This is a genomic window from Klebsiella sp. EMBS2024 (assembly GCF_036233805.1).
GTDB lineage: Bacteria > Pseudomonadota > Gammaproteobacteria > Enterobacterales > Enterobacteriaceae > Klebsiella > Klebsiella pneumoniae.
Window position 1 is genome coordinate 3,438,915 of sequence record NZ_JAZARW010000001.1, and the last position, 14,275, is coordinate 3,453,189.

11 protein-coding genes and 1 pseudogene are annotated in these 14,275 nt (G+C 59.3%); 5 read left to right on the top strand and 7 right to left on the bottom strand.

From position 1 onward, the window contains the following. Nucleotides 1-124: 124 nt before the first annotated feature. Nucleotides 125-670 carry a SecY-interacting protein gene (gene syd, locus VZP09_RS15760; protein WP_328795266.1) on the bottom strand — a complete coding sequence of 182 codons (546 nt, stop codon included), beginning with the start codon at nt 668-670 and terminating at the stop codon, nt 125-127. A gap of 68 nt (nt 671-738) precedes the next feature. Here syd and queF point away from each other — a divergent pair, with 68 nt between their 5' ends. The 5 genes from queF (at nt 739) to VZP09_RS15785 (ending at nt 7,375) form a co-directional block, all read left to right on the top strand. Beyond that, a complete protein-coding gene (gene queF / locus VZP09_RS15765; RefSeq protein WP_032421770.1) occupies nt 739-1,584 on the top strand; it encodes an NADPH-dependent 7-cyano-7-deazaguanine reductase QueF in 846 nt (281 codons plus the stop codon). 111 nt (nt 1,585-1,695) lie between these two features. Continuing rightward, on the top strand, nt 1,696-3,063 hold the full coding sequence (gene ppnN / locus VZP09_RS15770) for a nucleotide 5'-monophosphate nucleosidase PpnN (RefSeq protein WP_002915258.1): 1,368 nt from the start codon (nt 1,696-1,698) through the stop codon (nt 3,061-3,063). 509 nt (nt 3,064-3,572) lie between these two features. Then, entirely contained in the window at nt 3,573-4,862 is a 1,290-nt protein-coding gene (locus VZP09_RS15775; RefSeq protein WP_004151070.1) for an HAAAP family serine/threonine permease, read from the top strand. Between the two features lie 65 nt (nt 4,863-4,927). Then, nucleotides 4,928-6,295 (top strand): L-serine ammonia-lyase, encoded by a 1,368-nt coding sequence (locus VZP09_RS15780; protein WP_328795267.1) that lies wholly within the window; start codon nt 4,928-4,930, stop codon nt 6,293-6,295. A gap of 138 nt (nt 6,296-6,433) precedes the next feature. Next, complete coding sequence (locus VZP09_RS15785; protein WP_115657575.1) at nt 6,434-7,375, top strand: aliphatic sulfonate ABC transporter substrate-binding protein; 942 nt, start codon at nt 6,434-6,436, stop codon at nt 7,373-7,375. A 45-nt stretch (nt 7,376-7,420) separates the two neighbouring features. On the opposite strand, the gene VZP09_RS15790 is transcribed toward VZP09_RS15785, so the two are convergent. The 6 genes and pseudogenes from VZP09_RS15790 to VZP09_RS15815 form a co-directional block, all read right to left on the bottom strand. After that, entirely contained in the window at nt 7,421-8,644 is a 1,224-nt protein-coding gene (locus VZP09_RS15790) for an acyl-CoA dehydrogenase family protein (protein WP_115657576.1), read from the bottom strand. A gap of 10 nt (nt 8,645-8,654) precedes the next feature. After that, complete coding sequence (locus tag VZP09_RS15795; RefSeq protein ID WP_115657577.1) at nt 8,655-10,076, bottom strand: MFS transporter; 1,422 nt, start codon at nt 10,074-10,076, stop codon at nt 8,655-8,657. Between the two features lie 193 nt (nt 10,077-10,269). After that, a complete protein-coding gene (locus tag VZP09_RS15800) occupies nt 10,270-11,148 on the bottom strand; it encodes a MetQ/NlpA family ABC transporter substrate-binding protein (protein WP_002915265.1) in 879 nt (292 codons plus the stop codon). Beyond that, on the bottom strand, nt 11,145-11,843 hold the full coding sequence (locus VZP09_RS15805; protein ID WP_328795269.1) for a methionine ABC transporter permease: 699 nt from the start codon (nt 11,841-11,843) through the stop codon (nt 11,145-11,147). The genes VZP09_RS15800 and VZP09_RS15805 overlap by 4 nt, the downstream gene beginning before the upstream one ends. Beyond that, nucleotides 11,840-12,861: pseudogene (locus VZP09_RS15810) on the bottom strand (methionine ABC transporter ATP-binding protein). Before VZP09_RS15810 ends, VZP09_RS15805 begins: the two are co-directional and overlap by 4 nt. Further along, nucleotides 12,858-14,264 (bottom strand): LLM class flavin-dependent oxidoreductase, encoded by a 1,407-nt coding sequence (locus tag VZP09_RS15815; RefSeq protein ID WP_328795270.1) that lies wholly within the window; start codon nt 14,262-14,264, stop codon nt 12,858-12,860. The pseudogene VZP09_RS15810 and the gene VZP09_RS15815 overlap by 4 nt, the downstream one beginning before the upstream one ends. Nucleotides 14,265-14,275 lie beyond the last annotated feature (11 nt).

Consider the following 14,275-nt stretch of genomic DNA (forward strand, 5'->3'; position numbering starts at 1 on the left):
AAATTAAGATCTGATTTAATACCAACAGCTTATATAAAAAAGTATGGATTAAATTTACCTTAAATGATGACGATCTCTTACAGGTTTTGTAAGAGATCTCTCACAAACGATCTGGCAGACTGGATTACAGAACTGGCTCAAGGTGGTTGAGGAAACCCGCAAGTGNGGGAGAAAGCGTAATGCGTTTGGCGGTGCCGAGGGTCTCTTTGACTACCTCGCCGCTGAGATTACAGACGGAAATCACATCCAGTTCACTCTCGAGGGTGGCGATAAACAGCGTCGGCGACAGCTTCAACCGCTTCTGCACCACCAGGTGCCCGATTAAATTTTCCTGCACCCGCTGGAAATCCTCTTCACTCCAGGTCTGCAGCAGCGTCAAGGTTTCGCCGGCAAACCGGCCGGACATATCGCCGGCAAACTGAGTGGTATAATAAGAATGAAGCGGCTGTTGTACCACAATGTCGAGGGCGCGTTCAACCGCGCTGATATTTTGCGCCAGCGAAAACGGCTGCGGCTGCCAGAAAACGGCCTCGCCCTGGGTGTCGACAACGCAAGGCGACGGGACGCCGTAAAGCTCTTCACTGCGCGGCAGGCTGTGGCGCTGCTGCTGCCAGACGGCGCAATATCGTTGGGTAAAAGCGCGTAGCGCTTCTGCTGTCTGATGGTCCACCGGTTTCTCTCTTCACGTTAGACAGGATACACTGGAGCAATAGTGTACCCGCTTTACTATGGTGAAACATGTCTTCTTACGATAATCATCAGGCGCTGGCCGGCCTGACGCTCGGTAAATCAACCGATTACCGCGATACCTATGACGCCTCGCTGCTGCAGGGCGTGCCGCGCAGTTTAAACCGCGACCCGCTGGGCCTGCATGCCGATAATCTGCCGTTTCACGGCGCCGATATCTGGACGCTGTACGAACTCTCCTGGCTGAGCGGCAAAGGTCTGCCGCAGGTAGCTGTCGGCCACGTCGAGCTGCCCGATACCAGCCTCAATCTGGTGGAGTCGAAAAGCTTTAAGCTCTATCTCAACAGCTTTAACCAGACCCGTTTCGCCAGCTGGCAGGACGTTGCAGAGACGCTGACTCGCGATCTCAGCGCCTGCGCGCAGGGGAAGGTGAAGGTATCGCTCTACCGCCTGGATGAACTGGAAGGCCAGCCGATTGCCCGCCTGCACGGCACCTGCATCGACGATCAGGATATCGAGATCGATAACTATCAGTTCAGCGCCGATTACCTGCAGGGCGCCGCCAGCGGCAAAATCGTGGAGGAGACGCTGGTCAGCCACCTGCTGAAGTCTAATTGCCTTATCACTCATCAGCCGGACTGGGGCTCGGTGCAGATCCAGTATCGGGGGGCGAAAATCGACCGCGAGCAGCTCCTGCGCTATCTGGTTTCGTTCCGCCACCATAACGAATTCCATGAGCAGTGCGTCGAACGTATCTTTAACGATATTCTCCGTTTCTGCCAGCCGGAATCGCTTTCCGTTTACGCCCGCTATACGCGACGCGGCGGTCTGGATATCAACCCCTGGCGCAGCAATGGAGACTTTTCCCCCGCCACCGGCCGCCTCGCCCGTCAATAATAAACAATTTCACAATTTGCGTGCGTTTAGGCGCGCGCAAGGTTGTGGAAACGCCGTTCGCAGGGCTATTGTAATCACAGGAAGACCATAAGCGTCCTGTAAGGAGTTCACTTGATTACACATGTTAGCCCGCTTGGTTCAATGGATATGCTGTCGCAGCTGGAAGTGGATATGCTTAAGCGCACCGCCAGCAGCGACCTGTACCAACTCTTTCGCAACTGCTCGCTTGCTGTGCTCAACTCGGGGAGCCTGACCGATAACAGCAAGGAGCTCCTGTCCCGTTTCGAAAATTTCGAGATTAACGTGCTGCGGCGCGAACGCGGTGTGAAGCTGGAACTGATCAACCCGCCGGAAGACGCCTTCGTTGACGGGCGGATTATCCGCTCCCTGCAGGCCAACCTGTTCGCCGTGCTGCGCGATATCCTGTTTGTTTACGGCCAGATCCACAATACCGTTCGCTTCCCGAACCTCGATCTCGAAAGTTCGGTTCATATCACTAACCTGGTGTTCTCGATCCTGCGCAACGCCCGCGCGCTGCACGTCGGCGAGGCGCCGAACATGATCGTCTGCTGGGGCGGCCACTCCATCAACGAAAACGAATATCTCTACGCCCGCCGCGTCGGTACGCAGCTGGGCCTGCGGGAACTGAATATCTGCACCGGCTGCGGGCCTGGCGCAATGGAGGCGCCGATGAAAGGCGCCGCCGTCGGCCATGCGCAGCAGCGCTACAAAGACAGCCGCTTTATCGGCATGACCGAACCATCCATTATCGCTGCGGAACCACCGAACCCGCTGGTCAATGAACTGATCATCATGCCGGATATCGAAAAGCGTCTGGAGGCCTTCGTACGTATCGCCCACGGGATCATTATTTTCCCGGGCGGCGTCGGCACTGCCGAAGAGCTGCTCTACCTGCTGGGTATTCTGATGCACCCCGACAACAAAGCGCAGGTGCTGCCGCTGATCCTCACCGGGCCGAAGGAGAGCGCCGACTACTTCCGTGTACTGGACGAGTTTATCACCCATACCCTGGGCGAATCGGCCCGTCGCCACTACCGGATCATCATTGACGACCCCGCGGAAGTGGCGCGGCAGATGAAAAAAGCGATGCCGCTGGTGAAAGAGAGCCGTCGCGAGACCGATGACGCCTACAGCTTTAACTGGTCGATTCGCATCTCGCCGGACCTGCAGATGCCGTTTGATCCGACCCACGAGAACATGGCCAACCTCAAACTCTCCCCGGATCAGCCGGTGGAAGTGCTGGCCGCCGACCTGCGTCGCGCCTTCTCCGGGATTGTCGCGGGGAACGTCAAAGAGGTGGGCATCCAGGCCATTGAGCAGTACGGTCCTTACAAACTGCACGGCGATCCGGAGATGATGCGCCGTATGGACGATCTGCTGCAGGGCTTCGTCGCCCAGCACCGCATGAAGCTTCCGGGCGGCACCGCCTATATTCCTTGCTACGAAATCATCGCCTGATTTCCCCCTCTCCCGCCGGGGCATCGCCTGACGCCTGCCCCCGGCGGGCTCTCTTCCTCTGACTTCCAGAACGCGCTAAAAACCTTTCTGTTACTAATCAATCATCTGAATTATTTCTACATAGCCAAACGTTTGCGTTGGTAAAAACTGCGACAATTATCACTGCAAAAAATGGTTTTAAGCGCAAAAACGTCGACTAGTTCTCTTTTTTACAGTAAATCCCTCGTTATTACGCCGCTCCGCTTTTATCTCATATGCTGCAAATGGTAGCCTTCGCGCCACAAATCGCTGGCTGATCACCAGAAACAGGCTGTTGGACTAAAAATACGCACATTGAAAGTGGATTATTGCATTTGAGATCGCGATCACTGATGCATAAACCATATAAATGTATCTTTCCGGCCCAATTATTACGGAGAAAATTTCTAAAAAAACCGTAATTAAACGAATTTCATGTTACGCAATTGTATTTATTCATTAGATTTTGTTGATTCCTCCAGGAGATACAGATGGAAACCACTCAAACCAGCACCATCGTTTCGGGCGAAACCCGCAGCGGATGGCGTAAAACCGACACCATGTGGATGCTGGGCCTGTACGGTACAGCAATTGGCGCGGGCGTCTTGTTCCTGCCGATCAACGCCGGCGTTGGCGGCATGATCCCCCTGATCATCATGGCGATTCTGGCCTTCCCGATGACTTTCTTCGCCCACCGCGGCATGACCCGCTTCGTGCTCTCCGGGAAAAACCCGGGCGAAGACATCACCGAAGTAGTGGAAGAACACTTCGGCGTAGGCGCAGGTAAGCTGATTACCCTGCTTTATTTCTTCGCTATCTACCCGATCCTGCTGGTTTACAGCGTGGCGATCACTAACACCGTCGAAACCTTCATGGCGCACCAGCTGCACATGACGCCGCCGCCGCGCGCCATTCTGTCGCTGATCCTGATCGTCGGCATGATGACCATCGTGCGTTTCGGCGAGCAGATGATTGTGAAAGCGATGAGCGTGCTGGTGTTCCCATTCGTTATCGCGCTGATGGTGCTGGCTCTGTATCTGATCCCGCAGTGGAACGGCGCGGCGCTGGAGACGCTCTCCCTGAGCGGCGCTTCCGTTACCGGCAACGGCCTGCTGATGACCCTGTGGCTGGCGATCCCGGTGATGGTCTTCTCCTTCAACCACTCGCCGATCATCTCTTCCTTCGCGGTAGCCAAACGTGAAGAGTACGGCGAAGGCGCTGAGAAGAAATGCTCCAGTATCCTCGCGCGCGCCCACATCATGATGGTGCTGACCGTGATGTTCTTCGTCTTCAGCTGCGTTCTGAGCCTCTCTCCGGCAGACCTGGCGGCGGCGAAAGAGCAGAACATCTCGATTCTGTCTTACCTGGCGAACCACTTTAACGCGCCAATCATTGCCTGGATGGCACCGATCATCGCGATGATCGCCATCACCAAATCCTTCCTTGGCCACTATCTGGGCGCTCGCGAAGGCTTTAACGGCATGGTGATTAAATCCCTGCGCAGTAAAGGCAAATCGATTGAAATCAACAAACTGAACAAGCTGACCGCGCTGTTCATGCTGATCACCACCTGGATTGTAGCAACCCTGAACCCGAGCATCCTCGGTATGATCGAGACCCTTGGCGGCCCGATTATCGCGATGATCCTGTTCCTGATGCCGATGTACGCGATTCAGAAAGTCCCGGCGATGCGTAAATACAGCGGCCATATCAGCAACGTCTTCGTGGTGATTATGGGCCTGATTGCCATCTCCGCGATCTTCTACTCTCTGTTCAGCTAATTCATTCAACGCCTCCCCCCGCGCCGCTTTACGGCGGCGCGCTTTCCGACAGCACGGGAATACATATGATCAGCGTATTCGATATCTTTAAAATCGGCATTGGCCCTTCCAGCTCCCATACCGTTGGACCGATGAAAGCGGGCAAACAATTCACTGACGACCTGATCGCGCGCGGCCTGCTGGCCGAGGTGAGCAAAGTCGTCGTCGACGTCTACGGCTCCCTCTCCCTGACCGGTAAAGGCCACCATACCGATATCGCGATTATCATGGGACTCGCCGGCAACCTGCCGGACACCGTCGACATCGACGCCATTCCGGGCTTTATTCAGGATGTTAATACCCATGGCCGCCTGATGCTGGCCAACGGTCAGCACGAAGTGGACTTCCCGGTGGATCAGTGCATGAATTTCCATGCCGACAACCTGTCGCTGCATGAGAACGGCATGCGTATCACCGCCCTGGCCGGCGACAAGGTGCTCTACAGCCAGACGTATTACTCTATCGGCGGCGGCTTTATCGTTGATGAGGAGCACTTCGGCCAGACTACCGAGGCGCCGGTTGCCGTTCCTTACCCTTACAAAAACGCCGCCGACCTGCAGCGTCACTGCCGTGAAACCGGGCTGTCGCTCTCCGGCCTGATGATGCAGAACGAACTGGCGCTGCACAGCAAAGAAGCCCTTGAGCAACACTTCGCCGCGGTGTGGGAAGTGATGAGCGCCGGTATCGAGCGCGGCATCACCACCGAAGGCGTCCTGCCGGGCAAACTGCGCGTCCCGCGCCGCGCCGCCGCGCTGCGCCGTATGCTGGTGAGCCAGGACACCACCAACAGCGATCCGATGGCGGTGGTCGACNGGATCAATATGTTCGCCCTGGCGGTGAACGAAGAGAACGCCGCCGGCGGCCGGGTGGTGACCGCGCCAACCAACGGCGCCTGCGGTATCGTGCCGGCGGTGCTGGCCTACTACGACAAGTTTATCCGCAAGGTGAACAGCAACTCCCTGGCCCGCTATATGCTGGTCGCCAGCGCGATTGGTTCGCTGTATAAGATGAACGCCTCCATCTCCGGCGCCGAAGTCGGCTGCCAGGGTGAAGTGGGGGTCGCCTGCTCGATGGCGGCGGCCGGTCTGGCGGAACTGCTGGGCGGCAGCCCGGGTCAGGTGTGCATCGCGGCAGAGATCGCTATGGAGCATAACCTCGGCCTGACCTGCGACCCGGTCGCCGGCCAGGTGCAGGTGCCGTGCATCGAACGCAACGCTATCGCTGCCGTGAAAGCGGTCAACGCCGCGCGAATGGCGCTGCGCCGGACCAGCGAGCCGCGCGTGTGTCTCGATAAAGTGATCGAGACCATGTACGAAACCGGCAAAGACATGAACGCCAAGTACCGGGAAACCTCCCGCGGTGGTCTGGCGATGAAGATTGTTGCCTGCGATTAACCTGCTGGCCCGCCACGCGTCGGCGTGTCGGGCCATCGTCCTGCATAACTCTTTTTGTTATATCAATAAAATTTTAGTTATTTAATGGTTATAAGCGCTGTTTGTTACCTTACGCAAAACCGCTAAGGAGAACAGACAATGTCCAACCGATTCCGCCCCGCCTGGCTGCTGGTCCTCGCCGCCCTCTCTACCTCCGCGCTGGCCAAAGCGCCGGAAACCGTCAACATCGGCTATCAAAAGGCGAATATCTTCGCGCTGCTGAAGTACCGCGGCACGCTGGATGAGAGCCTGAAAAAACAGGGCATTGCCGTACGCTGGGTCGAATTCCCCGCCGGGCCGCAAATGCTGGAGGGGCTGAACGTCGGTAGTATCGATCTGGCCGCGACCGGCGATGCGCCTCCGGCCTTTGCCCAGGCGGCGCAAGCCGATCTGGTCTACCTTGCCCACTCCCCCGCTAACCCGAAAACGGAAGCGATTGTGGTGCCTGAACAGTCGGCAATCCACAGCGTGGCCGACCTGAAGGGCAAGCGCGTGGGGTTGAACAAGGGGTCTGACGTCAACTACCTGCTGGTTGCCGCACTGGAAAAAGCGGGCCTCAGCTATAAAGACATCACCCCGGTCTATCTGCCGCCGGCGGACGCCCGCGCCGCTTTCCAGCGCGGGGCGATTGATGCGTGGGTGATCTGGGATCCGTTCCTCGCAGAAGTGGAAACCAACGCGAAAGCCCGACAGATCCGCAATGCCGAGGGGCTGGTGCCGCACTACACCTTCTATCTCGCCAGCCGCAAGTTTGCAGATACCTACCCGGAGACAGCAAAGCAGGTGGTGGATGAGCTGGGTAAACTCAGCGCGTGGGCGAACAGCCATCAGGACGAGGCCGCCGGGCTGCTGTCGACCTCAACCGGACTGGATAAAGCCATCTGGCTGAAGACCCTGGCCCGCCTGCCCTACGGTGCCGAACGCATGACCCCGGCGGTGTTTAACGAACAGCAGGCGCTGGCGGATACCTTTACGCGCATCGGCCTGCTGCCGGTGAAAGTCGACGTGCGCAGCGCCACCTGGTCGCTGGATAAACCTTGATTTTCCTGACGACGGGAAGCACTGCGCCTCCCGTCGCCGACAGGCTTACCCCGCCGTTTTCTCACCATTGCCTATCTGCCAGATAAAGGTGGGCGCTTCACCGTTCACCAGCCAGTTACCGATATTACGTGCCTTATAAATCACCGGATTATGCGAGGCAACCGTCCGCGCATTGCGCCAGTGGCGATCCAGCGCAAGGCGAGTTCGCGTATCCGACGCCCCGAGGGCATTAAACAGCTCCGTCGCCGCCCGCGGGATCCAGTCGCTGGCGATCACCTGCGCCTGCGCCGCTTCCACTTCCGCCAGCTGGTTACGCCGGGCAATCAATGCTTCGTCGTCGCTGACGTGCGCCACATAGGCCTGCTGCAGCGATTCCGCGGCCTGCAGGACCGCGGCCCGGGTCGCCCATGCCCAGCTGCTGATCTGCCCAACGACCTGCAGAACCTGGGCGTCATCGCGCGGCACGGCGGCGTTGCCGTGGCTGTACATCCGGGAGCGATGTTTGACGCCCTGCGCGGCATCCCGCTCAACCGCCAGGCCAATGCCCGCGAGGGTCGCCAGCAGCACATGCTGGTAGAAGGCGGTCTGATAGCGAAAGCGCCGGGCAAAATCATAGACATGTTCGGTTTCCACCCGAGCGCCGGTAAAGCGGGTGGTCCCGCTGCCGGTCAACCGCTGGCCAAAGCCATCCCAGTCATCTTCCCGCACCACGCCGGTCTGCTGGGTGCTGACCAGGGCTATCACATCGCTGGCGGTATCACTGCGCCGGGCAAACACATCGATCCAGTCGGCGTACAGCGCGCCGGTGCTGTAAAACTTCTCGCCGTCGAGTCGCCAGCCGCCCTCTGTCGGCGTCACTCTGGTGTTCACCTCTCCCAGCTTAACCGCGCCGATCTCCGTCCAGCCGCTGCCCACCAGCTCACCGTCGAGGAAGCGACGAAACCAGCGGTCGCGCCCGGCGGAATCCGGCTGATTCAGCTGATCTTCCACAAAGGCAAAGTGCGCGCGCAGGGCCTGCGGCAGGTTAGAGTCCGCTTGCGCCAGCTCGATCAGCAGCGCGCTGAGCTGCGGCAGCGAAGCGCCCCAGCCGCCCTTCTCGCGCGGGATACGCAGCGTGCCGAAGCCCGCTTCTTTCAGCCAGCGGATCGGCTCATCGGGCAGAATGCGCTGCTGTTCGCGCTCCGCAGCGCCCTGGGCGATACGGGTGAATATCGGGCGGAAGGCGGCCGCCAGCGCGTCATAATCGGTGCCAGTGGAGAGCAGGGTCATTGTCAGTTCCTTATTCATGAAGTGCGTCGATATCTTCTCGCGTCGGTTCATGACGGACCGCCAGCAGGAAGAAAATGGGAATAATGGCGGCAAGCGAGACCACCCAGAACATCTGCGTGCCGAGGGAGGCCTGCAGCAGCGGCAGAATAAACAACGCCAGCGCGCTGCCGATCCCGGAGAGTGCCCGGCTGAAACCGACCCCGGTGGCGCGAATGGCAGTAGGATAGGAGAGCGCCGGGTAGATCATCAGCTGCGCCCCCGGGCCAAACCCTTCGGCGAACAGCCACAGCCCCAGCATCGCGATAGCCAGCACGATACCTGCCGTCGCGTGCGGTTGCCCCACCAGCGCCAGCACAATCAGCGCCACAAACTGCAGGGCGAAGCCGGCTATCGCCACATGACGCGAAGGATATTTCCACGCCAGATGCATACCGAGCAGCCCGCCGGTAAAAGCAAACAGGGCGTTCAGCCCCAGCGATGCCGAAATAGTTTCGAAGACGCCAGCCCCGAGGAACTGGGCAAGAATTGACGGCAGGAAAAAGGCAATCGCCGTGTACTCGAAGGAGATACAGATATTCATCACCCCGGCGACGATAGTCCGCTCGCGGTAGGGCTTTTCGAACAGCACGCGGAAGCTCACTTTCGGCGCTGGCGCCGGCTTCGCCGCCGGAACCTCATGGGCATGGATCCCCCAGGAGTCGCGTAAAATACGCACTGCGGAGGTCAAATCGCCCTGGTTCGCCGCCCACAGCGGGGATTCATTCATAAACCGACTGCGGACGGCAATAATCAGCAGTGCCGGCACGGCGCCGAACAGCAGGGAGGCGCGCCACAGCCAGTCAAGATGCTCCTGCGGTAGCAGGAAATAGAGGCCGAAGATAATGAGAAAGCAGACGGTTGAGGCGGCGTACCACATTGGGCACCATGCCGCGAGGCGAGCCGCTTTATTGCCCTTGCCGGCAAAGCGGGAAAACTCGGCCAGATAGGACATCGCTACCGGCAGGTCGATGCCAACGCCGATGCCCATCAGGAAGCGGGCGCCAATCAACACCCAGACATTCGGCGCCAGCCCGGCGGCGATAGCCGAAATCACGAAAAAGAACATATCGGCCATAAAGACCGAATAGCGACCATATTTATCGGTCAGCCAGCCGCCGATAATATTGCCGACGATGGTCCCGACCATAATGGAAGAAGTCACCAGGCCGGTCAGCAGCGGTGAAAGCTGAAATTCACGTACAACGTCATCAATACCGTAGGAGAGCGTGGTTAAGTCATATGCGTCGAGAAAAACGCCCCCCAGCGCGAGGAAGACAATCATCCGCGCATATTTCGCTTGCTCCCTGCCGGAATTAATTAGCCGCGCCACATCCCCGACGCTACTGACCGGTACCGAAGCGATACCGGGATTATCCACTGGAAATGTACTCATTTTTTCACCTTATTATTTTGTGCAGGTCATTAGCGGTTATAGACCGCGCGCGGCGAGAATCAAAACAACAAATCATTCTATAAAAATCAATATAATCAATAAGTTAATAAATACTACCAGCACAAAAAGGACGCGCTTTCGCGCATCCTCAAGGGAAATAAATAACAACGAAAATAGACGTCGTGCAGGACGCTTATTCCGCCGATACCGGAACTAATACGTCTTTTACCAGCGGGTCATCGGTGGTTTTTAACCACGTCTGGATCCGCGGATCAGAAAAAGCCTGTTTTAATTTGACGATATTTTCCTGCGATAAATACGGTGTACCAATCACTAATTGCGAAGCAAAGGTGCGCGGCGCCGGCGGGAATAATATGCCTTTCTCACGCGGCACTTTCCCGGCGTCAAATTGCGAGACATAGCCGATGGCGGCATCCACCGAATTTAACGCCCGCGGCATGGTCAGCAGATCCAGCTCTTTAAAGACAAACTGATGCGGGTTACCGACAATATTTTTCAGCTTCGCCGTGCGCGGCTCCACCGCCGGGTCGAGCGAGATCAACCCAATGCGCTGGAGCAGCCACAGGGCCTGCCCCTGATTGGCGCCATCGTCAGGCACGACAATGGTCGCGCCGTTGGGCAACGCCTGTACCGACGAGTAGCGGTCGGAATAGATGCCAAACGCCCACTGGAACACCGGCACCGTGGTCGACAGCGCAAAGCCGTTAGCGTCCACCACCTGTTTAAGCCACCACTGATGCTGATAGATCGTCCCGGCATACTGACCTTCCGCTACCGCGCGGTCAGCCTGGACCGGATCCTGCACCCCCACCGCCTCCAGTTTCAGACCGTAATCGGGCGCAATATGCTGATTAATATACTCAATGATCCGCTGCTCGCCGGCCATCGCCGGCTCGTAGTGAATTTTTAACGTGCTGCCGAAGACCACCTGCTGGCTTTGGGTATGTCCCCGCCACCACCAGAAGGCGATGGCGAGCAGGATAATCACCGCCAGCGCCGCCAGCCAGGGCCAGCGCCGCGCTTTACGTAACTCAAATTGCTCTGTTGTCATACAAGGTTCCCCTGCGTGTGGCGTAAACGGTTGACCAGACGGTCACCCAAAAATTGAATCAACTGGATCGTGGCGATCAGGGCAACGATCGTCGCGATCATGATGTGGTTGTCGAAGCGCTGATAGCCGTACACCACGGCCAGGTAGCCGATGCCGCCGGCGCCGATGGTCCCGGCGATAGCCGAATACTCGATCATCGAGACCAGGTTTAGCGTCACCGCCGCCACCAGCGCGGGCATGGCTTCACTGAGCTGCGCGCTGGCNATGATTTNCCAGCGCGACCCGCCGCAGACGACCCCCACCGCGGTGACCTCCGCCGGCAACTCGCGCAGCGCGTTCTCCACCAGACGGCCAAAGAACGGGACGCCGGCGGCGATCATCGGCACTACCGCGGCGGGGATGCCAATCGTGGTGCCGGTCAGCCAGTAAGTGAACGGGATAATGGCGGCCATCAGCACCAGAAACGGCAGCGAACGTCCCATATTGACCACCCAGTTCAGCAGCCGGTACAGCAGTGCGTGCGGAAACAAGCCCCGCGGCGAGGCATTAAACAACACCACCCCCACCAGCCCTCCCAGCGTGACGACAAACAGCATCACAATGGCCACCATCAGCCAGGTTTCGCCATAGGCGGGGAGCAGCAGCGAAGGGATTTCACCCCAGGGGGTATCCTGACTGATGACTGTCGGTTTCATACCGCCTCCCTGAGCAACGGCGCGCTGTCGAGGATCTCCGCTGTTATGCCGAGCTGCGCCAGCAGGCCCTGCAGTCGCGCGGGCGACAGGCGTTCGCCCTGAAAGCGCACTCCGGCCTGCAGGCGACCGGCCAGCCGACCATTAATCACCTCGACGTGACCGCCAAGGAGATCGATCTGCAGCGCCCACTGCTGGCTCAGGCGGCTGATCCAGTCGGTGGCCACCGGCACATCCCAGCGGTAGCTCAGACGCAGCAGCAGATCGCTGTGGGCCGCTGCCGCCGGCGTCAGCGGCAACAGCTGCTGGCCGAGCAGAGAATCGGGACGCGCCAGCAGATCTTCGATCCGCCCGTACTGGACGATCGTCCCGTCGCGGATCTCCGCCACCGCATCCGCCGCCGTGCGCACCGCGTCCATTTCATGGGTAATCAGGACGATCGCCAGCTGGTACTCATCACGCAGCCGCTTGAGCAGAGCCAGCACCGAGGCCGTGGCCTGAGGATCGAGGCCGGAGGTGGCTTCATCCGCCAGCAGAACGGACGGGCGCACGCCAGCGCGCGGGCAATGCCGATCCGCTGGCGCTGGCCGCCTGAGAGCTGGGCCGGCCAGGCATCCGCTTTGTGGCTCAGGCCGACGCTCTCCAGCAGCTCGCCAACCCGCGCCTTGATATCGCGCTCCACCACACCAAGCCACGCCAGCGGCAGGGCGACATTCTCCCAGGCGGTCCTGCGGCTCAACAGCGCCGAAGACTGGAAAACGGTGCCAATCGCCCGCCGTTCCCGGCGCAGCGCCTCGCCGGACAGCGCCGACAGATCCTGGCCATTGATACGAATGCTGCCGCTGTCCGGTTGCTCCAGCAGGCTGATGCAGCGCGCCAGGGTTGATTTACCGGCGCCGCTCGGCCCCACCACCGCGGTGATGGAGCGCTCAGGCACCTGCAGCGACAGCCCTTTCAGCACCGCGCTGAGCCGGCCATCCGCCGTGCGGTAACTTTTATGCAGGTCATCAATAGCGATCATGTCACCTTCTCCTCTACCGATGCCGCCGTGCGCGCATCGCGGCGGTAGCTGGCGCCCGGGTGAGGCGCGGCCAGACGCGGGCCGCCGCCGAACAGTTTTTCGCGCAGGGTCCCCTCGCGGTACTCTTGCTTAAAGACGCCGCGCTTTTGCAGCTCAGGCACCAGCAGCTCGACGACATCGCGGAAGGTTTCATGAGTGACGGCATAGGCGAGGTTAAAGCCATCGACGTCCGTCTCTTCGACCCAGGACTGCAGTTCGTCCGCCACGGTTTGCACGCTGCCAACCACCAGCGGACCGAAGCCGCCGATCCCCGCCCAATCGGCCAGGGCCTGCACCGTCCACTGGCGGTTCGGATCAGCGGTCGAAAAGGCCTCCACCGCCGACTGAATGGCGTTGGTGTGCAGATACTTCAGCACCTGATCCGGCTGATACTGGCCGAAATCGATCCCCGTCCAGCCGGAGAGCAGCGCCAGCGCGCCTTCATAGCTGACGTACTGCTTATATTCCTGCCACTTCGCCTGTGCCTCGCGGTCGGTGTCGCCGACAATCAGCGTCTGCAGGTTGAAGATCAGGATGCTGTGCGGATCGCGCCCCGCCTCAGCTGCCCGACGGCGAATATCCGCCACCGTCTTCTTCAGCAGCACCTTCGACGGCGCTGCGACGAAGACGCATTCGGCATGGCCGGCGGCGAACTGTTTGCCGCGGCTGGACGCCCCCGCCTGATACAGCACCGGCGTGCGCTGCGGGGATGGCTCGCAGAGGTGGATCCCCGGCACGGAAAAGAACTGTCCCTGATGGTTAATGGGATGGATTTTCCGCGGATCGCTGAAGATCTTCCGCTCTCTGTCGCGCAGCACCGCCCCATCCTCCCAGCTTCCCTCCAGCAACTTATAGATCACCTGCAAATACTCATCGGCATAGTCATAGCGGGTGTCATGGTCGGTCTGGGTCTGCTGGCCGATATTGCGCGCCCCGCTCTCCAGATAGGAGGTGACGATATTCCAGCCCACCCGCCCTTTGGTCAGATGATCGAGCGTCGACAGACGACGAGCGAAGGGGTAAGGATGCTCAAACGACAGCGAGGCGGTCAGGCCGAAGCCCAGATGCTCCGTCACCAGCGCCATTGGGGTGATCAGAGCCAGCGGATCGTTGACCGGAACCTGCGTCGCCTGGCGGATCGCCGCATCGCCGCTGCCGTTCAGCACGTCATAGATCCCCAGCACGTCGGCGATAAACAGCCCGTCGAACTTGCCGCGCTCCAGCAGCCGCGCCAGATCCACCCAGTACTCCAGATCTTTATACTGCCAGGAGCGATCCCGGGGATGCGCCCACAGGCCCGGCGACTGATGGCCGACGCAGTTCATATCGAAAGCGTTAAGACGAATTTCACGTTGTGATGACATAGCAATCTCCA